The organism is Nocardia sp. NPDC004573, assembly GCF_053602135.1.
The window spans coordinates 43,545-65,389 of record NZ_JBSGDA010000010.1 but is presented as its reverse complement, the minus strand read 5'-3'; the positions used below and the strand labels follow the sequence as shown (position 1 = coordinate 65,389).

20 protein-coding genes and 1 pseudogene are annotated in these 21,845 nt (G+C 69.7%); 5 read left to right on the top strand and 16 right to left on the bottom strand.

From position 1 onward, the window contains the following. Positions 1 to 3: 3 nt before the first annotated feature. Entirely contained in the window at positions 4 to 639 is a 636-nt protein-coding gene (locus ACWEKR_RS17915) for an SgcJ/EcaC family oxidoreductase (protein WP_452355386.1), read from the bottom strand. Positions 640 to 814: 175 nt separating this feature from the next. Beyond that, entirely contained in the window at positions 815 to 1,444 is a 630-nt protein-coding gene (locus tag ACWEKR_RS17910; RefSeq protein ID WP_452355385.1) for a glyoxalase, read from the bottom strand. 162 nt (positions 1,445 to 1,606) lie between these two features. Between ACWEKR_RS17910 and ACWEKR_RS17905 the strand changes: the two genes are divergently transcribed. From ACWEKR_RS17905 to ACWEKR_RS17895, 3 genes are read left to right on the top strand one after another with little or no spacing between them, the layout of a single operon-like run. Beyond that, positions 1,607 to 1,753 (top strand): hypothetical protein, encoded by a 147-nt coding sequence (locus ACWEKR_RS17905; protein ID WP_452355555.1) that lies wholly within the window; start codon positions 1,607 to 1,609, stop codon positions 1,751 to 1,753. A gap of 53 nt (positions 1,754 to 1,806) precedes the next feature. After that, a complete protein-coding gene (locus ACWEKR_RS17900; RefSeq protein ID WP_452355384.1) occupies positions 1,807 to 2,334 on the top strand; it encodes a GNAT family N-acetyltransferase in 528 nt (175 codons plus the stop codon). Positions 2,335 to 2,379: 45 nt separating this feature from the next. Further along, positions 2,380 to 2,964, top strand: a complete 585-nt coding sequence (locus ACWEKR_RS17895; RefSeq protein ID WP_452355383.1) for an NAD-dependent epimerase/dehydratase family protein — start codon at positions 2,380 to 2,382, stop codon at positions 2,962 to 2,964. Between the two features lie 6 nt (positions 2,965 to 2,970). On the opposite strand, the gene ACWEKR_RS17890 is transcribed toward ACWEKR_RS17895, so the two are convergent. From ACWEKR_RS17890 to ACWEKR_RS17875, 4 genes and pseudogenes are all read right to left on the bottom strand, one after another. Next, positions 2,971 to 4,140, bottom strand: a complete 1,170-nt coding sequence (locus ACWEKR_RS17890; protein ID WP_452355382.1) for a MarP family serine protease — start codon at positions 4,138 to 4,140, stop codon at positions 2,971 to 2,973. Positions 4,141 to 4,256: 116 nt separating this feature from the next. Then, positions 4,257 to 4,862, bottom strand: a pseudogene (locus ACWEKR_RS17885) (HEAT repeat domain-containing protein); the annotation flags it as partial. A 30-nt stretch (positions 4,863 to 4,892) separates the two neighbouring features. Beyond that, positions 4,893 to 5,027, bottom strand: a complete 135-nt coding sequence (locus ACWEKR_RS17880) for a hypothetical protein (protein ID WP_452355381.1) — start codon at positions 5,025 to 5,027, stop codon at positions 4,893 to 4,895. A gap of 5 nt (positions 5,028 to 5,032) precedes the next feature. Beyond that, positions 5,033 to 5,476: a hypothetical protein gene (locus ACWEKR_RS17875; RefSeq protein ID WP_452355380.1), complete on the bottom strand. Its 444-nt coding sequence runs from the start codon at positions 5,474 to 5,476 to the stop codon at positions 5,033 to 5,035. A gap of 589 nt (positions 5,477 to 6,065) precedes the next feature. On the opposite strand from ACWEKR_RS17875, the gene ACWEKR_RS17870 reads away from it, so the two are divergent. Together ACWEKR_RS17870 and cutA are read left to right on the top strand one after the other, a co-directional pair. Further along, positions 6,066 to 6,695 carry a helix-turn-helix domain-containing protein gene (locus tag ACWEKR_RS17870; RefSeq protein WP_452355379.1) on the top strand — a complete coding sequence of 210 codons (630 nt, stop codon included), beginning with the start codon at positions 6,066 to 6,068 and terminating at the stop codon, positions 6,693 to 6,695. Beyond that, a complete protein-coding gene (gene cutA / locus ACWEKR_RS17865) occupies positions 6,674 to 6,997 on the top strand; it encodes a divalent-cation tolerance protein CutA (RefSeq protein ID WP_452355378.1) in 324 nt (107 codons plus the stop codon). The genes ACWEKR_RS17870 and cutA overlap by 22 nt, the downstream gene beginning before the upstream one ends. Before the next feature lie 243 nt (positions 6,998 to 7,240). Here cutA and ACWEKR_RS17860 read toward each other — a convergent pair whose 3' ends face one another. From ACWEKR_RS17860 to ACWEKR_RS17815, 10 genes are all read right to left on the bottom strand, one after another. Further along, positions 7,241 to 9,949, bottom strand: coding sequence for a fumarate reductase/succinate dehydrogenase flavoprotein subunit (locus tag ACWEKR_RS17860; protein ID WP_452355377.1), 2,709 nt, complete (start codon positions 9,947 to 9,949; stop codon positions 7,241 to 7,243). Further along, positions 9,946 to 10,686: an ABC transporter ATP-binding protein gene (locus ACWEKR_RS17855; protein ID WP_452355376.1), complete on the bottom strand. Its 741-nt coding sequence runs from the start codon at positions 10,684 to 10,686 to the stop codon at positions 9,946 to 9,948. The genes ACWEKR_RS17860 and ACWEKR_RS17855 overlap by 4 nt, the downstream gene beginning before the upstream one ends. After that, on the bottom strand, positions 10,683 to 11,540 hold the full coding sequence (locus tag ACWEKR_RS17850) for an ABC transporter permease (protein WP_452355375.1): 858 nt from the start codon (positions 11,538 to 11,540) through the stop codon (positions 10,683 to 10,685). The genes ACWEKR_RS17855 and ACWEKR_RS17850 overlap by 4 nt, the downstream gene beginning before the upstream one ends. Then, positions 11,537 to 12,964, bottom strand: a complete 1,428-nt coding sequence (locus ACWEKR_RS17845; protein WP_452355374.1) for an ABC transporter substrate-binding protein — start codon at positions 12,962 to 12,964, stop codon at positions 11,537 to 11,539. The genes ACWEKR_RS17850 and ACWEKR_RS17845 overlap by 4 nt, the downstream gene beginning before the upstream one ends. A 12-nt stretch (positions 12,965 to 12,976) precedes the next feature. After that, on the bottom strand, positions 12,977 to 13,204 hold the full coding sequence (locus ACWEKR_RS17840) for a 4Fe-4S dicluster domain-containing protein (protein ID WP_039797742.1): 228 nt from the start codon (positions 13,202 to 13,204) through the stop codon (positions 12,977 to 12,979). After that, a complete protein-coding gene (locus ACWEKR_RS17835; RefSeq protein WP_452355373.1) occupies positions 13,205 to 13,960 on the bottom strand; it encodes a GntR family transcriptional regulator in 756 nt (251 codons plus the stop codon). 236 nt (positions 13,961 to 14,196) lie between these two features. Continuing rightward, entirely contained in the window at positions 14,197 to 15,192 is a 996-nt protein-coding gene (locus ACWEKR_RS17830) for a 1-aminocyclopropane-1-carboxylate deaminase/D-cysteine desulfhydrase (protein ID WP_452355372.1), read from the bottom strand. Beyond that, positions 15,189 to 15,800 (bottom strand): QsdR family transcriptional regulator, encoded by a 612-nt coding sequence (locus ACWEKR_RS17825; RefSeq protein ID WP_324198408.1) that lies wholly within the window; start codon positions 15,798 to 15,800, stop codon positions 15,189 to 15,191. Before ACWEKR_RS17825 ends, ACWEKR_RS17830 begins: the two co-directional genes overlap by 4 nt. A 46-nt stretch (positions 15,801 to 15,846) precedes the next feature. Continuing rightward, positions 15,847 to 17,640: an acyl-CoA dehydrogenase gene (locus ACWEKR_RS17820; RefSeq protein ID WP_452355548.1), complete on the bottom strand. Its 1,794-nt coding sequence runs from the start codon at positions 17,638 to 17,640 to the stop codon at positions 15,847 to 15,849. Between the two features lie 375 nt (positions 17,641 to 18,015). Then, positions 18,016 to 20,994, bottom strand: a complete 2,979-nt coding sequence (locus ACWEKR_RS17815) for a helix-turn-helix transcriptional regulator (protein ID WP_452355371.1) — start codon at positions 20,992 to 20,994, stop codon at positions 18,016 to 18,018. Positions 20,995 to 21,845: the final 851 nt, after the last annotated feature.

Genomic DNA, 21,845 nt, shown 5'->3' with positions numbered 1-21,845 from the left:
CCTTCACCGTTCGGCTTCCGGCTTCGTCGCCGGGGCGAACAGAAACGAGACGCGTTCCATGACCGGCTGCCGCTCGGTGTTGTGGAAACTGGCGATCCGCCACTGGTCGTCGGCTTCCCGGACCAGCGTGTAGGTCTGCGTCTTGGACAGCTCCGCTGGGCGGTCGTCCTCGTAGCGGTCGCCCCGGCTGGTGACTATGGCGACGTCGTCGCCGAAGAAGCGCACGCCGAGGAAGGAGTCGGCGAGTTCGGTGCCCTTCAGGAATCCCGCGAACAAGGCGCGGTGCGCCTCGGTCACGTCCCGGCGGCCCGCGTAGTGGGTGCCGAGAAACGTGGTGTAGGTGGCGTTCTCGGTGAAGGTCGCGCCGAAGGCGTCGGCGTCGTTGCGGTCCCACGCCGCGGTCATCGCCGCGATGGTTCCGCACACTGCGCGCAGGTCGTCGGCATTGCCGCCGTCGGGGGTGACCTGCGTGCACTCGGTGACGCCTGCGTCGCGGACGCCGGAGGTCCGATCCAGCCACAGATATCCGCTGCCGGCGACCACGCCCAGCGTCAATGTGGCGACCCCGAGCGCTCGCGCCGCGGTGCGGCGTCGCTTCCGGCGCGGCATGGTCGGTTCGGTCTCGGCGATGGCCGTCATGGGAAACCCCTTCCACATTATCTTCTCGTAAGATGTATCTGCAAAGAAGATGTCTCTTCGTACAAGAAGAGAATATGGATGGCCGTGGCTCCCTGTCAACCGCCTCCCCGCGACGTCGAGCGAGCCGGTGCGATGGCCGACTCGCAACGGTGCTGTCCTGGTCGGCCCGACCGGCTCAGACCGCGGTCTCCCAGGCGAATCCGTCCGGGTCGGTGAAGGGGCCGAGGGTGCCGTCGAAGGCGATCCGATGCGCCCCGGTGCCTTCCGGGGCGACGCCGGCGTCCTTGGCGGCGGCACGGCGCCCGTAGAGCGCCAGCTTGACCGACGCAGGCGGGGTGGCGAACTCGACGTACTTGCTGCCGAAGCTCTTCGCCACGGCCATGCCGCGATCGACGTAGAACTGCTTGGTCGCCTTGACGCTGTCGACCCCGAGCAGCACCACGAATTCGTCGACCTCCCGGGTCGCCGGGCCGGTGTCCTTCTTCGACGACGTCGCGACCTTCCAGATCGCCCCGTCCGGAGCCTGGACGACCCCGCCGTAGCCCCAGAAGCTCTTCTTGGCGGGCTTCAGCGTCGTCGCGCCCGCGTCGAGCGCACTGCCGACGAGGCTGTCGACGGTGCTCGGCTGCGACACCACCAGCGACAGGATGTAGCCACGGAATCCGGTCGTCGGCGCGTCGGTCGCGCGGACGCGCACCCGGTCGCCGAGGTCGAACGCGGCGGCGTAGAAGGCCTCGGCGGCGGCGGGGTCGGGCGTCTCCAGGACGACGGATTCGATAGCGGTTCGATCAGTGGTGAGGTTCATGACAGTGACGCTAAGTGCGGGGCGATGAGGAGCGCTTCTCGATTCCTGACCGGTTCGCTCGCGAGTAACCGCAGAAGTCTCCGGCGGTCGAGCGCATGGACAGCCACTACGACGTGCTCGTCATCGGTTCCGGCTTCGGCGGCAGCGTCGCCGCGCTGCGCCATGGCGTTGTGGCCGAACAAGGGCGAGGACGACCCGCGACCGCCCCTCGGAACGGCCTACCGCAGGCTCGCGCCGATCGAACCGAAGAACCCGGCGGTCCCCCTCGCCGCACCGGGCGCGTTGCGATTGCCCATCACTCCGGTCTGAACAGGAGGAAATACGGTCGCGCCGGGAACGGTCCGGGTGACAGGATCGGCGCTGTGCCCGCCCATGTCACCCTGCAACCGCTCGACGAGCGATGTCTCACCGATCTGCTCCATGCGGCGGTGGCGGATGCCGAGCCGGGCGAGGTGATGCCGGTCGAGGGGCCGGGCGGCTGGGATACCGACCAGCAAGCGCGCTTCCGGGCGTTCCACCGCCACCGCGCGCTGGCCAGTCCGCCGATCGAGTCGACCTACGGCATCCGAGTGGGCGGCGAGGTGGTCGGCGCGGCACGACTGTGTCCGCTTCCCGACGCGCCGGACGCTGCCGAGGCGGGAGTCTGGATCGGCCGCTCCCGCCGGGGAGAGGGCATCGGCACCGCGGTTTTCGCCGAATTGATCGATCGGGCGGCCGCCGAGGGCTACACGAAACTCTTCGTGAGTACGACGACGGACAACACCGCCGTCCTGCGCCTCCTGGCCGCGCGCGGCATCGAATGCACGGTGAACGGCGACGCGGCCACCGCCTGGGTGCGCTGCGACCGAACTTCGTCGCCTACGCCGCGTTCGCGCGAACGCGAGCGATAAGGGGCCGCGAACACCCGGCGCCGCGGGCGCTGGACAATCGACACCATGCGCATCTTCCTGGCCGGTGCGACCGGCGTGATCGGAGTCCGCTTGCTTCCGCTGCTCGTCGAGGCGGGGCACCAGGTCGCGGGGATGACCCGCTCGGCGGCCAAGGCCGACCAGGTGCGGGCGGCAGGCGCCGAGCCGGTGGTGTGTGATGTCTACGAGGCCGACGCGCTGACCGCCGCCGTGGTGCGGTTCGGCGCCGACATGGTGATGCACCAGCTCACCGATCTGCCGGACGACGCCGCGCTGCTGCCGGAGCGGGCCGAGGCGAACGCGCGTATCCGCACCGAGGGCACCGGCAACCTGATCGCGGCCGCGCGGGCGGCCGGAGCGAAACGTTTCCTCGCGCAGAGCATCGCGTGGGAACCGCCCGCGGGGCGCGGCGCGGCGATCCAGGAGCACGAAACGGCCGTGCTGGCCTTCGACGGGGTAGTGGTGAAGTACGGCCAGTTCTACGGCCCGGGGACCTATTACGAGACCGAACTGCCCACGCACCCGCGCGTGCACGTCGACGACGCCGCGGAGCGGACGATTCCGCTGTTGGACGCCTCGAGCGGTGTGGTGATCGTCGCCGACGCCTCCTGATGCCGGTCAGGCGGCGCACGGGCCGGTGTCGACCGGCCGGTCCGAACGCCACGCGTGGTCGAGCCGGTCGAGAACCTCGGGCAGGCTCGTGGCGAACCCGACGTTGCTGTTGTTCTCGTCGACACCGAACACGATGGCCAGCACGCGGCCGTCGCGGTCGACCAGCGGGCCGCCCGAATTGCCGTGCTGGATAGCGCCGTCCAAGGTGTAGATCTCGCGTTCGCCCAGACCGGTGCGGTAGATGTCGCGCACCTGGCGCGCGGCGCGGCTGCGCACCCGGGTGGCGGACGCGGTGTAGGACCCGCCCCTGGGATAGCCGAGCGCGATGGCGTCGGTGCCGGGACCGGCGGGTTCGGGAGCGACGGTGAGGGCGGGCGCGGCGAGACCGGGGACGGCGAGCACCGCGATGTCCATGGTCGGATCGAACTGCACGACGGTCGCGGCGAGCGGCTCGGTCGCGGTGTCGACGGAGACTTTGCTCGATCCGGCGACGACGTGCGCGTTGGTCAGCACGCGCTCCGGTGCGATCACGAATCCGGAACCGGACTGGCGCACGCCGCAGGTCGGCGCGAGGTCTTGGACCCGAAGGACGCTCGGCCGCAGTGCGGCGGGCATCGGACCCTCGACGATGCCCGGATCGGGCGGTGCGAGCGGCCGGCCGATGCCCGCGTCCACGATCGGCCCGGTGAGCACCTCGGACAGGCCGGACAGCCAGAACGGCGCGACGCCGTCGACGGTTCGCACGGTCGTCGAATCACGCACCAAGGCGGCCGATTCCAGCGGTGCGGCGAACAGCCACACCACCAGCGGGACCGCGAGCGCGTGGACGAGACACCCGCAGAGGGCGTCGGCGCGTTGCGTGACCGGGCCGGAAACCGCGGCGCGCGCGGCGCGTCCGGCCCGGTGCCCGGCGATCGCGCCGAACGCGACCATGCCGGCGATCACCGTCACCGCGAGCAGAAGCCGCACGACGCCCGGGGCGAACCGGCCGAGCGCCGCGGCCGAGAGCGCCGCGCCGAGGATCGCCCCCGCCAAGCCACCCGCGAGCCCGGGCAGTCCCACGATCGCGCCGCGGCGCCAGCCCAGCACCGCGGCGACCGCGAGGGCGGCGAGCACGGCGAGATCCAGCCAGTTCGGCACGGTCAACGCCACACTCCCGTCGCTGCTGATGGACAACGGCGACACTCGTCGTCGGCCGCCCCGTCACCACCCGGCTATACCCTGGTTAGCGCGTCGGCAACGGTCGAGCCGCTAATCTAATCAGCGATTCGAGCTGCGGCAACCACATCGCCCTACGCCGCGGGCTGGGTGGCCAGCGCCCGCCGGGCATACGCGCGCACGTCGGCGTCGGTGTCGTCGATGGCGGCGCGCAGCGCGTCGTGCGCGGCGGGCAGGTCCGGCCACACCGACAGCGACAGCACCGCCGCCTTGCGGACGTCGAGATGCGGGTCGTGTAGCGCCGCAGCCAGAATCGGCACCGCGAGGTCCGGGTCCGCGCCTGCGAGTCCGCGCGCCGCTCCCTGCCGGATCTGCCAGGCCGAGTGGCGCAGGGCGGCACCCAGCGCGGCGACGTCCGCGGGCTCGGCGCCGAGCTGGGCGAACGCGGTCAGCGCTGCGGCGCGGACCAGCGGGTCCTGGTCGTCGCCGAGGCGACGGATCACCTCGGACCCGCCGTCGCCGATGGCGGCCAGGCCCTGCGCGACCGCGATCCGCACCTCCCGGTTCTCGTCGGTGGCCAGGGTGGCGACACCGTCGCGATCGTTCAGCGAGACGAGCGCGCGAACCGCCTCGATGCGGACGCGATGGTCCCCATCCGCGAGCGCGGCGCGATACTGCGCGGCCTCGCCCGCCCGCAGCGCGCGCAACAGATCGATCACGGTGGACCGCACGACGGGATCCGCTCATCGCGGGAGGGGGCTATTTTGCGTTTACGGGTTCTTGCGGCGGAGCCGATGCTTCAAGCGCCACAGCGCGTTCTGGATGCGGACCGGTCCCCAGAATTTCATCCGGTGCCAGAGGCCGGGATCTTCGTACTCCGCGTACCTGCCGTTGAACGTCGGCATCTGGCTCATCCTCTCGGGCATTCGTCGGACGAGACCTTCTTGGTGTCGCCGACTTCGGTGTAGTCGAACGGACGTCCTTGCAGCTTGCCATAGACGTGCACAGTGTGCCGCCACTCACCGGTCGCGCACTCCGCGCTGACGCGGACCTCATGTCCTTCGCGGGAAGGGATCTTCGAGTCCACTTGGATCGCCCAGCGAACCCACTGCCCGGTCTGGTAGTGCTCCAGGCTCACCTCCAGCGTGTGCGACTCCGGAGGCGCAGCGCAAGAGACCTTCACGTCGGTGTAGATGATCGGATGCAACACGGTCGGCTTGCGGAAGAATGTCGTGAAGTCACACGACTTGGCCGCGACCGGTGTCGGTGCGGCAGCCGCTGGACCGGCACCCGTGAGAGCGACAGCACCCGCAGCGCCGAGGATGGTCGCGAAACGAAACACCTTGTTCTTCATCAGGTTTCCCCTTTTCTCCTGAGCGACGACGACGCTCAGTACTCCCTTGACGTGTCCGGCTTCATGCGTCCGGCCTGGATCAGCGTTTGGCGTGCCGCATCCTTGCGGGGGCACTCGGCGGCGCGGCAGCCTCGATGCTGCTGCATGGTCAGGTGGGCTTCTTCGACGCTCAGCTGTCCCTGTGGAGCTGCGGTGAGGCCATCCGGACAGACCCTGCTGGCTCGCCCTCCACTCGGCCTGCACACGGTCCACGACGTCTTGGACGCTGATCCCCCGTTGGGCGTCCTCTTCCTGCCACCAAATTACGGGTTGGGGGTCGCCGGAGCCGGAGGAGTGAGCACCCCGGCTCCGGGACGTTTCTGGGGTTGCCACCCATGCGCGGAGAGCGGCGAGATAGTCCGCCAACACTTCGACGGGCAGCTCATTCCAAGGAACAAGCGGCCCGACGAGTGGCGTTCGCTGTGGTAGTTGGTTCGTGTGCTGCAAAGCACCCCCTGGGCTTAGACCGATCTGTCTGAACTAGACGAGATTGTCTGAGCATACGACGGGTGCCTACAATTTGGGCAAGTTTGAGGGAAAGGACGAGGTCGTGAGCGGGACGCCGGAGGTACTGAGGCGGCTACGCGGGGAGTTGTCGCAAGAGAAGTTCGCCGCACGAGTCGGACTGACGCAGCGCATCATTTCGCGGTTGGAAGACGGGTCGGCGAAGCTGACCCTGGAGGACGCCGTTCAGATTTCCGAAGCCTGTCAAATCTCGCTCACTGAGCTGTCCGGTCGAAGATCCTCGGTGCTGGACTTGTCCGGCGATTGGTTCGCTGCGTGGCAGACCGTGAAGGACGGCATACCGCGTGTCGACATCCACGAGCTTCATGTGAAGCAGGAGGGTGCGTTCTTCGAATTACTCGGCGACCGAGCGCGGTCGGTTGAGGAAGGTTCTTACGCCTGGGTCGGGGAAATGCGGCTGTGGGATTCCGACGTGCTGATGGGTTGGTATCGCGCCACCGACGGCGCGGTCCGCTCGAAGGGTGTCATGTATATGGCGCTGCACCCGCACGGCACGTCCATGATGGGCGGCTGGGTCGGACTCAGTTATCAGGGTCCAGCAGTTCGAGGCTGGGCCGCGATCGACCGGGACCGCGACCATTTGGAGGCGGTCATGGGTGACATCGGCCACCAGACTGGGCGAGACTGGCTGACATGGCCGACCACGATCTCGTAGACGTAAGTATCTCCGCCGACGACGCCGACTGGCTGGCTGAGTTCACCCGCCGACTGGTGGACAACCGGCTGGCGGCGTGCGGCAACCTGATCCCCGGCGTCCGTTCCATCTACCGCTGGGACGGTGCGATCCACGACGATCAGCAGACGCTCGTCATCCTGCACACCCGAGCCGACCTCGTGCCCGCGATCATCGAGCGGGCCAACACCGATCACCCCGACACCACGCCGCAGGTGCTCGCGGTGCCGGTGCTCGACGCGCACCCCGGCTACCGGCAGTGGGTCATCGACTCGACCAGCTAGAACCTAGTGCGATAGCGTCGGTGCCGGGGCCGGCGGGTTCGGCGGCGACCGCGAGGGCGGCGAGCACGGCGAGATCCAGCCAGTTCGGCACGGTCAACGCCACACTCCCGTCGCTGCTGATGGACAACGGCGACACTCGTCGTCGGCCGCCCCGTCACCACCCGGCTATACCCTGGTTAGCGCGTCGGCAACGGTCGAGCCGCTAATCTAATCAGCGATTCGAGCTGCGGCAACCACATCGCCCTACGCCGCGGGCTGGGTGGCCAGCGCCCGCCGGGCATACGCGCGCACGTCGGCGTCGGTGTCGTCGATGGCGGCGCGCAGCGCGTCGTGCGCGGCGGGCAGGTCCGGCCACACCGACAGCGACAGCACCGCCGCCTTGCGGACGTCGAGATGCGGGTCGTGTAGCGCCGCAGCCAGAATCGGCACCGCGAGGTCCGGGTCCGCGCCTGCGAGTCCGCGCGCCGCTCCCTGCCGGATCTGCCAGGCCGAGTGGCGCAGGGCGGCACCCAGCGCGGCGACGTCCGCGGGCTCGGCGCCGAGCTGGGCGAACGCGGTCAGCGCTGCGGCGCGGACCAGCGGGTCCTGGTCGTCGCCGAGGCGACGGATCACCTCGGACCCGCCGTCGCCGATGGCGGCCAGGCCCTGCGCGACCGCGATCCGCACCTCCCGGTTCTCGTCGGTGGCCAGGGTGGCGACACCGTCGCGATCGTTCAGCGAGACGAGCGCGCGAACCGCCTCGATGCGGACGCGATGGTCCCCATCCGCGAGCGCGGCGCGATACTGCGCGGCCTCGCCCGCCCGCAGCGCGCGCAACAGATCGATCACGGTGGACCGCACGACGGGATCCGCCGAATCGAGCCGGTCGGCGAGTCCCGCGGCCGAGGGCAGCACCTCGACGAGTTCGCGCAGACCGGCCGCGGCCGCGCGGCGGACCGAAGCCGCCTCGTCGTCCAACGCCTCGCCCAGGGCGATGGCGAAGCCCTCCGGCGTGTGCTCGGTCAGCACCGAGATCGCCGCGGCCCGTACGCCCGCGTCCGGATCCGTCAGGTAGGCCGACAATTGCGCCACCGTGGGCACGTCGAGCGCGAGCAGCGCGACGATCCGGGGTGACGGGGGAGTGGCGGGCTGCGCGATACCGGCTTCGGACCGCTCGTGCTCAGCGACGACGCCGGTGTACGGCGCACGGCCGACGAGCTGGTGCGGCTGATGCACCGGCACCGCCTCGGCATCGGCCGAGGGCAGGTCGTCGAGCCCGGGCACCGGAACCAGGTACGGCGCCACCGGCCGCTTCAGGAACGCCATGGTTCCGTCCGGGTTCTTGCGCAGGTTGAGGTGGTATCGCCATTCGACATCGTCGCGTTCGGGTAGGTCGGCGCGCTCGTGATAGAGGCCCCAACGGGATTCGGTCCTGGTCAGTGAACTGCGCGCGGCCATCTCGGCGCAATCGCGGATGAACGACACCTCCACCGCGCGCATCAGCTCGTGCGGGGTGCGCGCGCCGATGCTGTCGACCTCCGCGCGCATCCGGTCGAAGGTCTCCACCGCGATGGCCAGCTTGGTCGCCGTCTTGGGCGGCGCGACATAGTCGTTCACGAAACGCCGCAGTTTGTATTCGACCTGTGGTTGCGGCGGCCCGTCCGGCTGACGCAGCGGCCGGTAGATCAGCTCGTGGGCCGCGGCCAGCTGGTCCTCGGGCAGTTCGTTCGGCGCGGTGATCTCGTCCAGGGTGGACGCGGCGTGCGCGCCGGCCAGATCACCGAAGACGAACGCGCCGATCATGTAGTTGTGCGGCACGCACGCCAGATCGCCCGCCGCGTACAGGCCGGGCACCGTGGTGCGCGCGTGCTCGTCGACCCACACGCCGGAGGCGGAGTGCCCGCCGCACAGGCCGATCTCGGAGATGTGCATCTCGATGTCGTGGGTGCGGTAGTCATGGCCGCGGTTGGCGTGGAACGTGCCGCGGGTCGGGCGCTCGGTCGTGTGCAGGATGCCTTCGAGCGTGCTCAGCGTCTCGTCGGGCAGGTGCGACACCTTGAGATAGATCGGGCCGCGCGCGGATTCGATCTCTCGTTTGACCTCGGACATCATCTGGCCCGACCAGTAGTCGGAGTCGACGAAGCGTTCGCCTTCGGCGTTGACCTGGTAGCCGCCGAACGGATTGGCGACGTACGCGCAGGCCGGGCCGTTGTAGTCCTTGATCAGCGGGTTGATCTGGAAGCATTCGATGCCGCTGAGTTCGGCGCCCGCGTGGTAGGCCATCGAGTAGCCGTCGCCCGCGTTCGTCGGATTCTCGTAGGTGCCGTACAGGTATCCGCTGGCGGGCAGCCCGAGCCTGCCGCACGGCCCGGTGGCCAGGATCACCGCTTTCGCGCCGACTGCCACGAATTCGCCGGTGCGGGTGTGCAGGGCGGCGGCGCCGACCGCGCGCCCGTTGTCGGTGAGCACGCGCACCGGCATGAGCCGGTTCTCGATGCGAATCCTCTCGCGCATCTTGCGCTGGCGCAGCACGCGATACAGCGCCTTCTTGACGTCCTTGCCCTCGGGCATCGGCAACACGTACGAGCCGGAGCGATGTACCCGGCGCACCGCGTACTCGCCGTACTCGTCCTTCTCGAACTTCACGCCGTAGCGCTCCAGCCGCTGCACCATGGCGAAGCCGCGCGTCGCGGTCTGATAGATGGTGCGCTGGTCGACGATCCCGTCGTTGGCCCGGGTGATCTCGGCGACGTAGTCCTCCGGTTCCGCCTTACCCGGGATCACGGCGTTGTTCACGCCGTCCATGCCCATGGCCAGCGCACCGGAGTGCCGCACGTGGGCCTTCTCCAGCAGCAGCACGTTCGCGCCGCGCTCGGCGGCGGTGAGCGCGGCCATCGTGCCCGCTGTGCCGCCGCCGATGACGAGCACGTCGCAGTCCAGCCGAATCCGTTCCGACAGCGGCGGAATGTTCACAATCTCTCCAGGATTTCGGCCTTCGTCGCGGACCGGTCGATCGCCTCGCGCGGACTGGGCACGGGGACCAGCGCGCGCAGCGTGCCGCCGCCGAGCACGGCGATGCGGTCGCCGAGCAGCAGGGCTTCGTCGAGGTCGTGGGTGACGAAGACGATGGTGGTGGGGTGGGCGCGCCAGGTCTGGATCAGCAGGCGCTGCATGGTCTGCCTGGTCTGGGTGTCCAGCGCGCCGAACGGCTCGTCCATCAGCACGGCGCGCGGCGCGGCGGCCAGGCTGCGCGCCAGCTGAACGCGCTGGCGCATGCCGCCGGACAGGTCGCGCGGCAGGTAGTCGCCGTACCCGGTGAGCCCGACCTCCTCCACCCAGTGCAGGGCGGTGGCTCTGCGCTCGGCCCGGGGCGTGCCGCGCAGGCGCAGGGCGAGTTCGATGTTCTGGCGTACCGTGCGCCACGGCAACAGCGCGTCGTCCTGGAACACCAGGGCGCGGTCGGCCGCGGGTCCGGTGACGGGGTCGCCGTCGGCCAGCACGACTCCGCCTTCCGGCGCGCGCAGTCCGGCGATCGCGCGCAGCAGCGTCGACTTGCCGCATCCGGATTTGCCGACCGCGACGAGGATTTCCCCCGGCGCGATCGACAAGTCGAGTCCGTCCAGCACCGGCTCGCCGCCATACGCGATTCGGACGCCGGTGAGACTCAATCGCATTCCGGTCGATGCCGGTGCGTCGATCACTGTGGTCATGCTTCGACCTCCCTGGGCAGCCAGCGGGTGATGCGGCGGCCGGCCAGCTCGACCAGCCCCGAAGTCGCGAAACCGAGGACGCCGATGGTGATCATGCCGACGAACACCGCCGGATAGTCCACGATGGTGTAGGCCTGCCAGGTGCGGTAGCCGACGCCGAGGCGGCCGGAGATCATCTCCGCGGAGATGAGACAGATCCACGCCACGCCGACGCCGACGGACAGTCCGCTGAAGACGCCGGGCAGGATGCCGGGGAACACCACCCGCGCGAGGACGTCCAGCCGGGACGCGCCGAGCGTGCGCACCGCGTCCTCCCAGATCGTCGGCAGGGCGCGCACCGCGTGTCTGGTGCTCACCAGCACCGGGAACAGCGACGCGGTGAAGGTGATGAACACGATGCCGGATTCGTCGCTGGGGAACAGCAGGATCGCGACCGGGACCAGGGCGATGGCCGGGATCGGCCGGACCAGTTCGGCCAGCGGGCCGAAGGTGTCGGCCAGCAGCCGCGACCGGCCCAGGCCGATGCCCGCGAGCACGCCGATCACCGCCGCCAGCCCGAAGCCGGTGACGATCCGGATCAGCGACTGCGCGATGTCCAGGTAGTACTGGTCGGCGCGCAGTTGCGCGCCGAATTCGGCGACGATCTCGGTGACGGTCGGCAGCGTGTCGAAACGCAGGCCCGCCCGCACGTTGTTGACCGTGAGCAGTTGCCACAGACCGACCGCGACGGCGACCGAGGTGACTCGCAGCAGGCGCGAGCGCCAGGCCGATCGCGACGTCGGGGTGGCCGCCGATCGGGTGGCGGCGGGTTCGGCCGTGACCGGCGCTGCCGGTGCGGCGAGTTCGCTGGTCATCCGCGTACTTCCGTGACGGCCTGATCGTAGGTGACCGGCGCGGCGGACGGATGCGCCTGCCGGTAGCGCTGCGCGGCCGCGGGGGTGGTGAAGGGCAGGTAGGCGGCGCCGTCGCGCAGCCAGATCGACTTGTCGGCGAACCAGCGGGTGCCGAGCTCGGTATCGGGGACGTAGGCCGCGCGGATCGTCCGGCCTTGCGCCTTCGCGGCCTGGACGGCGCGCAGTAGGCAGGTCGGATCCGCGGCCGGTTGCGGTTGGGCTGCGCCGTCCACCCACAGCTCGCCGGCCAGCGCGGGGTTCTCCGCGGCTTTGCCGCAGACCGGGTCGGCGCCGGTGACCCGGGCCGGGTTGGCGGTGGACGCCAGGTCGCGGTCGTAGTCGCCGCGGCCGGTCTCCGCGTACGCCTTGCGCAGCGGCCCGTCGTCGACGAACCGGTCGATGTCCAGGTCCGCGAAGTCGCCGATCGACTTCAGATATGCCACATCGCCTTTGAGCGCGTTGATCAGGCTCGGCTTGAGCGTGGTGTCGAAACTCGTTCCGCCGGGACCGTTGTAGAGATACACCACCTCCTGCGGCAGTCCGGACCCGTCGGCGACGATCTTCGCGGCCTCGAACGGTTTCTCCTGCAAGAACCGGGTGGCGTCCAGTTGCGCGGCCAGGAACGCCTGCAGCACCTCCGGATGCTCGGCGGCGTAGGCGTGCCGGGCGACCACGCCGTGGAATGTCGGCACGCCGAGTTCGGCGCCGTCGTAGAGCAGCTTGGCCTTGTTCTGGAAGACGACCAGCCCCGGCCACGCGACGAACTGGGACAGTGCGCCCACCTGACGGGATTCCAGGGCCGTCGCGCCGACCTGCGGCTGCTGGTTGAGCACCTCCACGCCCTTGGCCGGATCGATGCCGGCTCGCGACAGCGCCTGCACCAGCGTGCCGTGCCCGGCCGAGCCCACGCTGGCCGAGATCTTCTGCCCGGCCAGGTCGGCGATGCCGGTGGCCGCCGAATCGTTCGGCACCACGACCATGTTCAGCGCGCCCTTGGGGTTGTACCCGGTGACCGACACCAGTTCGGTGCGCGAGCGCTCGTTGACCTGGGTGCGGGAGCCGTTGATCAGCAGCGGGTAGTCGCCCATCGACCCGATGTCGATCTTCTCGGCCACCATCTGCGCGGTGATCGGCGCGCCGGTGTCGTAGTCCTGCCACTCGACCTGGTACTCGGCTCCGCCGCCCGCGGTGATCTTCCGCAGCCGCTGCTCGAGGTAACCCTGCGCGCGCAGCAGAGTGCCCGCGGTGACGGTGTTGATGGTCTTGGACTGGTAGCCGACGACCACCTTGACGGTGCCCGCCGGTGTGTCGTCGCTCTGCTCCAGCGAGCACCCGGCGAGCGCGAGCGCGGCGGCGAGCAGGACGGGGGCGAATTTCACTTTCATCGGTCTTCCAGATCAGCGGAGCAGGTAGGGCATGTTGACGGTGACGGCGCCGGTGGGGCAGCGGGCCGCGCAGGGGCCGCAGTACCAGCACTCGTCCACGTGCATGAAGGCCTTGCCGTTCTCGGGGTTGATGGCCAGGGAGTCGAGCGGGCAGATCTCGACGCACAGCGTGCAGCCCTGGATGCACAGCGACTCGTCGATGGTGACGGGGATGTCGGCGCGCTGGTTCACGAGTGCCATCTAGAGGACCTTCCATTCGGGGGTGCTGCGGGTCAGGCTGCCGCGCATGGTGATGCGGTCGCCGCGCATGCGGATGTACTCCAGATCGACCGGGCGGCCGTCGTCGAGCCGGGTCAGTCGTTCCAGCATCAGCAGCGGCGCGCCGCCGGGGACGTCGAGGGTGGAGGCGGTGTGCGGGTCGGCGGGCACCGCCTCCAGGGCGAGGTCGGCCGAGCCGAGCGAGTGGCCGCTGATGCGTTCCAGCAGCACGAAGACGTCGGTGTGCTCGAGGTCGTGGCCGAGTACCTCGGTGCCGATGTCGGGCACGAGGTAGGTGAGGTCGAGGCTCAGCGGCAGATCCGCGAGGTAGCGCAGCCGCTCCAGGTAGACCACGCGTTCGCCCGGCGCCAGGCCGAGCCTGCGGGCGACGGCGGGCGGCGCGGTGACGTGCATCGCCGCGCGCACCTCGTTGCGCACGGTGCCGTGGCCCTTGAACGTCTCCTGCAAGCCGAGCAGCGCGTCGAGCCCGTGGTCGAATTTGCGGGTGGCCACCCGGGTGCCCACTTTGGGCGCCCGATCGATCAAACCCTCGTCCTTCAACAGCGCCAACGCGTCGCGGACGGTGTTGCGCGAGGAGCCGTACTCGGCGGCGAGTTCCTGTTCGCTCGGCAGCGCGCCGTCGAACGCGCCCGCGTGCAGTTGGTGCCGCAGGATGTCGGCCACCCGCCGCGCTTGATCGGCGCGCAATTGCCGCACCGGCGTGGGTTCCGCTGCCACCGTCTCCGCCTTTCCATCGCTGACCTGCACGAATAGCGACGATAACGGGGTGGTGGCGGCGAATTCGCCCGCATTTCCGCCGAGAAAAATCAGGGGATGTTATTGCGCCGGGTCCGTCGTGGCCCGACCTGGCGATATGCGCGGCGGACCGCTCAATACGCCACGTCGGACGTCGGCGGCCGAATTCCGATCACAGCGATTCGAAAGCGGGGCCGTACGGTCCGCGCAGTGCGAATCTACGATCGCGGACCGTAAGTATTGAGGAACAGCACCGGACCCGCGCCGAAGCCGCCCGCGTCGTCCATGGCGAGCAGCGCGGCGAGTGCTTTGGCGGTGTAGACGGTTTCCAAGTGCAGTCCGGCCTTTCCCGCGCGCTGCTCGGCTTCCCGCGCGGCGGGCGTGGTGTGGCCGTAGCCGGGGCCGAGCCAATCGGTGGTCATCGTGACGTCCTCGGGCCGCAGCCCGGTGGGGGTGAAGCGCGCTCCGCGGGCGCGAAGCAGATGTTCGGTCCGGGTGGCGAGACGCACGATGCGCTTCGCGTCGAGGGGGAGCGCGTCGTTGACGACCACGCCGACGACGCGCGTGCGCAACCCGGCCAGACGCAGACCGAGAGCGAGTCCGGCGGCGGTGCCGCCGGATCCGACGGCGGTGACGATGTGGCCGGGTTCGGGGAGTTCGCCCGCGCCGACCTGGGCTGCGATTTCGCAAGCCGCCTCGACGTAGCCCAGGGCGCCGACCGGTGACGACCCGCCCGCGGGCAGGAAGTACGGGCGTGTGCCGCCACGGATCCTGCGCAGATACAGCCACGGCGCCGCGAGTATCGTGCGCACCTTGCTGTGCGTGAAATACAAGGCGGCGCCCGAGTTCCGCAGCCGCCGCAGTTGGGCGCGCACGTGGTCGTCGACCGGCTGGTCGACCAGGGCGAGCGCGGTATCGATGCCCTGGGCGCGCCCGTACAAGGCGGTGGCGAGCCCCCAGTTCGTTCCGGTGCCGCCGACGGTGAGAATGGTGCGCGCGCCGCGTCGCCGTGCCTCCGGCAGCAGCCATTCCAGCTTGCGGACCTTGTTGCCGCCCCAACCGCCGTCGCCGTATCCGCTCTCGTCCTTGCACCACAGCTCAGCCGTGGTGCCGAGGTCGCACCGGCGTACGGGCGTCGGGGCGGTGCCGAGGCGGACGAACGGCAACGTCTCGGCCACCTCGGGAAAGCGCGCGTGCAGCAGCGCTCCGGTCACGGCGTGATCGCCTCGGGGATGCCGAGCAGCGCCGCCTGGACCTCGTGCAGCCGGTCGATGTCGCCGCGAATGCCCGCGACGCTGTCGTTGTACAAGAACGCCTCGCCGAGCCGGACCAGCGCGTAGGCCAGCAGCGCCGGTTCCAGCGGGGGCTGATAGCCGTCCTCTTCCGTCGCGCGGACGATCAGCTCCTGGACGGTGCCGACGACCAGCGGTTGCACCGGGCCGTCGCCCGCGGTGAGAATGCGCAGCCCGGACAGCGGCTCGTTCTCGAAGTAGCGCCGGAACGGTTCGTTGTCGGTCATCCACCGGTTGACCCGGTACAGCACGTCCAGGATGCGCCGCGCTCCGGTGGAGCGACGGCGGGCGTCGGCGCGGGTGAGCAGCGCCTCGAATTCCCCGGCCAGGACCGCACCGAGCACCCCGTCGCGGGAGCCGAACCAGCGGTAGACCGACGCGCGGCTGAGCCCGAGCTGTCCGGCGATCGCCTGGATGTCCACCCGCTCACCGGCCAGGAACGCCCGGCGGGCATGCTCGATGACCTGTTCCCTGGTCGCGGAGGCCGGTCGGCCGGGAGGGCGAGTGGTCCGCTGGCTGGAATCGATCACCGCGGAATGATACATCCTCAAGACGGTGTATCGAAACGGGCTGTGTTCAGAACCAGGCGTCGCGCATCTGCAGAGTAGTCCGGTCCAGCCGGGCGAGCAGATCCAGCGCCGGCGCGGTCTTGGGCAATTCGAAACGATAGAAGAACCGGGCCGCGTGCCGCTTGCCATCGTAGAAATCGCCGGAACGATCCCCGGCCGCGAGGAACTGTTCGAGCCAGATCCAGGCCAGCACAGTGTGCCCGAACGCTTCCAGGTATACCGAGCTGTTGGCCAGCGCGGCCTCGGCATCACCGGAGGCGAACAGTCCGGCCGTCACCTCGACCAACCGCCGCCATGCCGAATCCAGCTCCGCGGCGAGCTCGGCCGCCTCGCCGCCCGCCGCGCGTGCGGCCGTGATGGTCGCGTCGACGCGCGCACCGAGCGCGAGCAGGCCGGCGCCGCCCTGCTGGGTTACTTTGCGTCCCAGTAGATCCAGGCCCTGGATGCCGTGCGTGCCCTCGTGGATGGGGTTGAGCCGGTTGTCCCGGTAATGCTGCTCGACGTTGTATTCGCGGGTGTAGCCGTAGCCGCCGAGCACCTGGATGGCGAGGCTGTTGGCCTCGAGGCACCACTGCGACGGCCAGCTCTTGGCGATCGGGGTGAGGATGTCCAGCAGCAGGGTGACCGCGCGGCGTTCGTCCTCGGATTCGGCGGTGCGCTGCTCGTCCACCAGTCGCGCGCAGTAGAGCACCAGCGCCAGAGCGCCTTCGGCATAGGACTTCTGCGCCAGCAGCATGCGCTTCACATCGGCGTGCTCGATGATCGGCCGCTGCGGCGCGGACGGGTCGGCGGGGAGCTTGGCCCGGCCCTGCGTGCGCGTGCGCGCGTAGTCCAGCGACTCGAGGTACCCGGTGTAGCCGAGCGCCGTGGCGACCAGGCCCACGCCGATGCGCGCCTCGTTCATCATGTGGAACATGTAGCTCAATCCGCGATGGGGCTCGCCGACCAGGTAACCGACCGCGCCGGGCGCGCCGCCCGGCGTCCAGCGGCCCTCGCCGAAATTCAGCACGGTGTTGACCGTGCCGCGGAAGCCCATCTTGTGGTTGAGCCCGGCCAGCGCGACGTCGTTGCGCTCGCCGATCGATCCGTCGTCGCCGACCAGGAACCGGGGCACCACGAACAGCGAGATGCCCTTGGTGCCCGCGGGCCCGCCGGGGATCTTGGCCAGCACCAGGTGCACGATGTTCTCACCGAGCTCGTGATCGCCGCCCGAGATCCACATCTTGGTGCCGAAGAGGCGGTACGTACCGTCGTCCTGTGGTTCGGCGCGGGTGACGATGTCGGCCAGCGACGACCCGGCCTGCGGCTCCGACAGGCACATGGTGCCGAAGAAGCGGCCCTCGAGCATGGGGCCGACGAACTTCTCGACGTGCTCGGGTCCATGGGCGATGAGCAGATTCGCGTTGGCGACGGTGAGGAACGGGTAGCCCGCGGTGCCGGGGTTGGCCGCCTGGAACCAGGCGTAGCTCGCCTGCGCGACGGTCGCGGGCAGCTGTGCGCCGCCGAGTTCGTAATCCATTGCCGCCGAGGGCAGCCCGGCCTTGGCGAAAGCGGCCAGCGCCTGGCCGACCTCCGGGATGATGGTCACGCGTTCGCCGTCGAAGGTGGGTTCGTTGGCGTCGTTGAGCTTGTTGTGCGGCGCGAAGTACTTGGTGGCGAGCTGCTCGCTGAGCTCGAGCACGGCGTCGAAGGTCTCCCGCGAGTGCTCGGCGTACCGCGCGCGCTTGGTCAGCCCCTCGACGTCCAGCCACTCGTAGAGCAGGAAATCGAGATCGCGCCGGGACAGCAGGGTCGACCGCATCAGCCAGTCCTTTCGAGACATGTTCGACTTACTGTATCTTACGGATCGGTGGCCGGATGTCTACCGGCCACCTCCCCGCAGGACGATGATCGTCAGCTGAACGGCGGTAGCACCTCGTCGGCATCAGCGGGTGATGCCGTGGATTCGACCGCACGAGCGGAATCCTCGCGGCACCGGTGCGACTGCGCGTTCCCGGCGCCGGAGCAGGTCGTCTTCGCCGCCGCCGGCTGATCGCGTGTCCGGCGGGGGTGAGGCCGTCGTCGGCGCCTCCGGCCGGGTTCGCGGCCGGGGCATGGCCGCGCGGTCCGAGCGTGGGTAGCCGACCTGACGGAGCGGCGGCAGTCGAGCGGGGCCGCGTTGCACGACGTGGCCGGTCTATCCCTCCGCACCGAGCAATCCACGGTTCCGCGCGGTCGCGGCCGCTTCGGTGCGACTGGACACGCCGAGCTTGACGAGGATTCGCGAGACGTGCACACCGGCGGTGTTGGCGCTGATGAACAACTCGGCCGCGATCTGACGGTTGCTCGCGCCCGTGGCCACCAGGCGCAGCACGTCGAGTTCACGCGGGGTCAGGCCCGAGGTGTTCGCCGGTCGGGCCGGGGCGGGCCGGTTCCCGGCGTCGGCAAGGTCGATCCCGGCGCGGTCGGCCAACTGCCTGGCCTGCTCGGCGAGTGGCGCCGCCGCCAACTCGTCCGCCAGCCCGAGGACCGACCGCAGTGCGCTGCGTGCCGCCGGGCGATCGCCCGCTGCCAATTCGGCTTGCCCGGATTCGAGCATGCCGCGCGCCACTTCGTACGGCCGACGCAGGGCTCCCCAGGAGGAAACCGCCGCGGCCCAGTCGGCGGGACGACGGCTGCGCACGGCGTGGCAGGAATTCCGGTATGCGGCGTCGACCGCGGTGGTCACCGGCAGCCGTTCCGTCACGGAATCGAGAACCAGTGGAGCGCAGCGGGTCCGGGCCACCGCATCGGCCAGCGCCCACGCCTCGTGATGGTGCGCGCCCAGATCGTCCGCGGTCAGCGTCGATGCGCCGATCTCGGCGGCGCGCTGCGGATTGCCCGCCGCGTGCGCGATCTCGGTCTGCACCGTGTGCAGCTGGATCTGATATTGCCTGGCCCAGCGACGATCACCGAGCAAGAGCTGCGCGTTCGCAGCGCTCGTCGCCGCGGCCTCGGCATCGCCGCGCGCCAGCATGATCCGCGCGTGACACAGCAGCAGGGCGGCGGTGCTCAACGGCGGCAACTGCTCGGTGAGCGATTCGTCGATCAGATCGAGCGCCTCGTCCCAGCGGCCCAGGGCTGTGAGCGCCTGCGCCCATTTGACCAGCAGAATCGGCGCGGCCTCGGCGAATCGGTAGCTCTCGTGCGCGGCGCGCAACCCCTGCTGGATCGCCGCGATGGCCGCCTCGTCTGCGCCTGCCGACACCAGCAGCGCCGTCTCCCACAACACCACGGTCAGCAGTGTGCCCGGATCGCCCGCGGCTTTCGCGGCGGCGTGTGCCCGCTCGAACTGGGGCATGGCGACGTCCGGGCGATCCGCGGTGGCCAGCCCGAGGTAGGCGTGGGCACGTGCGGCCAGCGACGCTGCGACGCGGTCCGCGCGAAGGACACTCGAACGCCACCGGTGGTTCACTGCGGACGGGACATCCGCACCGGCCGCCTCCTCGATCGCACCCGGCGGGTGGAGAGCCCCAGCCGTGACCGGCGAGGTGTCCTCAGCGCTCGGGACACGACGCAATTGTTCGGCCACCTCGACGGCGGCACGCGCGTCGTGCTCGGCCGCGGCTGCCGCGCCGCTGAACGCCCTTGCTGCGGCGAGTTCGGCGAGGATCTCGCCGCGTAACAGAGTCGGCCGGTCCGAAGGAAGACATGCCAGCGCCGCGAGCAGGTCGTCTTCGCCGCCGCCGCTGCTTTGATTGCGGAGTCCCGCGCGGTAGTAGTGCAGCCGGGCGGCACGCTCCGGCTCGGTCTCCGCGTCGATGGCGGCCAGCGCCTCGTCGGCCGCCGCGATCCCGCGTTCGACGACGCCGCCCCGATAGCACGCCGCCACGACCGCTTCCACGACCTCGATCCGCTCGGCGTCCACTCGGCTCGCCGCTTCCGCCACCCGATCCCACGATTCGAGCACTCGGTCGAGATGGCGCACTTGAACACGATGCGCCCCGATACTTTCCGCTTCGGCCGCCGCTTCCCAGGCGGCCTCGAGCGCCGAGGAGAATTCTCCGGCGGCATACGCGTGATGGGCCAACTCGCCGGAGGGACAGGCGTCCGCATCGCGTTCGCGGAGCGCGATGAGAGCGCGAGAAATATCGCGATGCAATTGTTTCCGCTTCACGGGCAACAAGTCGGCGTAGACGGCGTCCCGGATGAGAACGTGCCGGAACGCGTAACCGGTGTCGTCGGGCACCAGCAGTTGCCGGTCGACCAGCAGCCGCAACGCTGTGGTCAGCGCCTCCTCGGCGAGGTCGGCGGCGGCCGCCAGCACGGTGTGCCGAACCGGCGACCCGGCCGCAGCCGCCAGCCGCAGCACCGATGCCGCCTGAGGGGGAAGGTCCGACAGGGGACCGAGCAACAGCTCGGACAGCTCGGCGGGCGTGTCCTCGGGTGCGGGGCCGAGCGCCTCCACGAACAGCGGGATCCCTTTGCTGCGTTCGAAGACGCGCGCGATCGTCCCCGGTTCCGGTTCGCTGCCGCGCAGCGCGGCCAGCTGCCTGCCGACCTCGTGCTTGGTCAGCGGTGCCGTCGAGAGCAGACGGACGCTCGGGTCGCGGCGCAGCCCGGAGACCAATCTGCGCAAGGGGCCGGAATCGGTGGGCCGGTAGGTGCCGACCAAGAACAGATCCCGTTCGGCGATGTTGGCCACCAGGAAGGCGAGCAGGTCCAGGCTGGTGTCGTCGGCCCAGTGCAGATCTTCCAGCACCACCACCAGTGGCTCGGTCATCGAGAACTGTTCCAGCACGGTCAAGATCTCGCCGAACAACCGGATCCGGTCGCTGTCGGCCTCCGCCGCGCCGGCCCGCGCCGCCAGTCCGGGAAGCCAGCCCGCCAGCGCCGGTCGCGCCGGAAGCAGCGTCGCGAGCGCCTCCACGCCTTTGTCGCGCAGCAATGCGCGCATGACCGCGACGAACGGCGCGAACGGAACTCCCCTCGCGCCGAATTCCGGGCACCGTCCCGACACCACCGCCGTGCGAGCATCGAGCCGCATCCCGAACTCCGCCACCAACCGCGACTTGCCGATTCCCGCTTCACCCCCGACCAGCACGGTATGCACCGCAGGCTCTCGATAGGCATCCTGCAACGCCGCGAGCTCGGAGGCCCGCCCGACGAAGGCGCCGCTGACCGGAAGGCTGACCACGGCGCGATCATGCCCCTACGGCGCGCTCGACGCCAACCGTGGATGCCGAATCGGACCGGAATTCGCCTCGCCCGGATGCGATCGCGCCGCATGCTCCCCGGTAGCACACCACGCAGTGCGGTCGCTGCTCCGCCGCGGCGCACCACAACCGCGGGCGCCGTCTTAGCGCAAACGCGTCTCGAATCGGTGCTTTCCGCGCTAGATTGAGCCTCGCACATCCGATCGGATCGGCCAGCGGGGAGGGTGCGGCCATGAACCAGCGGACTCCGAAATCGACTCGGCGGAAACCAGTTCCGCACCGTCGCAGTCGGCGTGGATTGCTCATAGTCCTTTCGCTGATAATGCAGCTCGTCGCCGGATCGGCCGCCTGCTCATGGATCGGCTCGGAGCCGAATACCTCTCCGGGGTCGACAACGCCGGAGCGGGCCACGATCGCACCGGGATCGAAGCTCAATATTCTCGGGGGTGGCGACCATCCATGGGGCATCCTGGTTCGATCGGATTCCGGAGCCGAGTGCGGTGCACCTTCCAATCATGTCGTGCCGCCGTGCAGTCTCCTCATTCCGGAGAATGTCGCAGTCATGCGTTTGGAAGCGACCTACAAGAGCGGGTCCATTTACAGCCGGGAACCGCGAGATGGTTTCGAATGGTATGGATGTGATGAAGGGCCCCGGTCAAAGACTTGCACATTCACCGTGACCCGGCCCGGTGGCGCATGTGTTATAGGTGTGGATCCGGAGGTGCGCGGCAACGCATGTAAATCGCTCCACGAAGAGGGCGTATTGGAACGACTGCCGAAGGCGCCGCCGGAATACACGCGTGATCCCGTGTCAGCCCGCCTGATGTGGAGG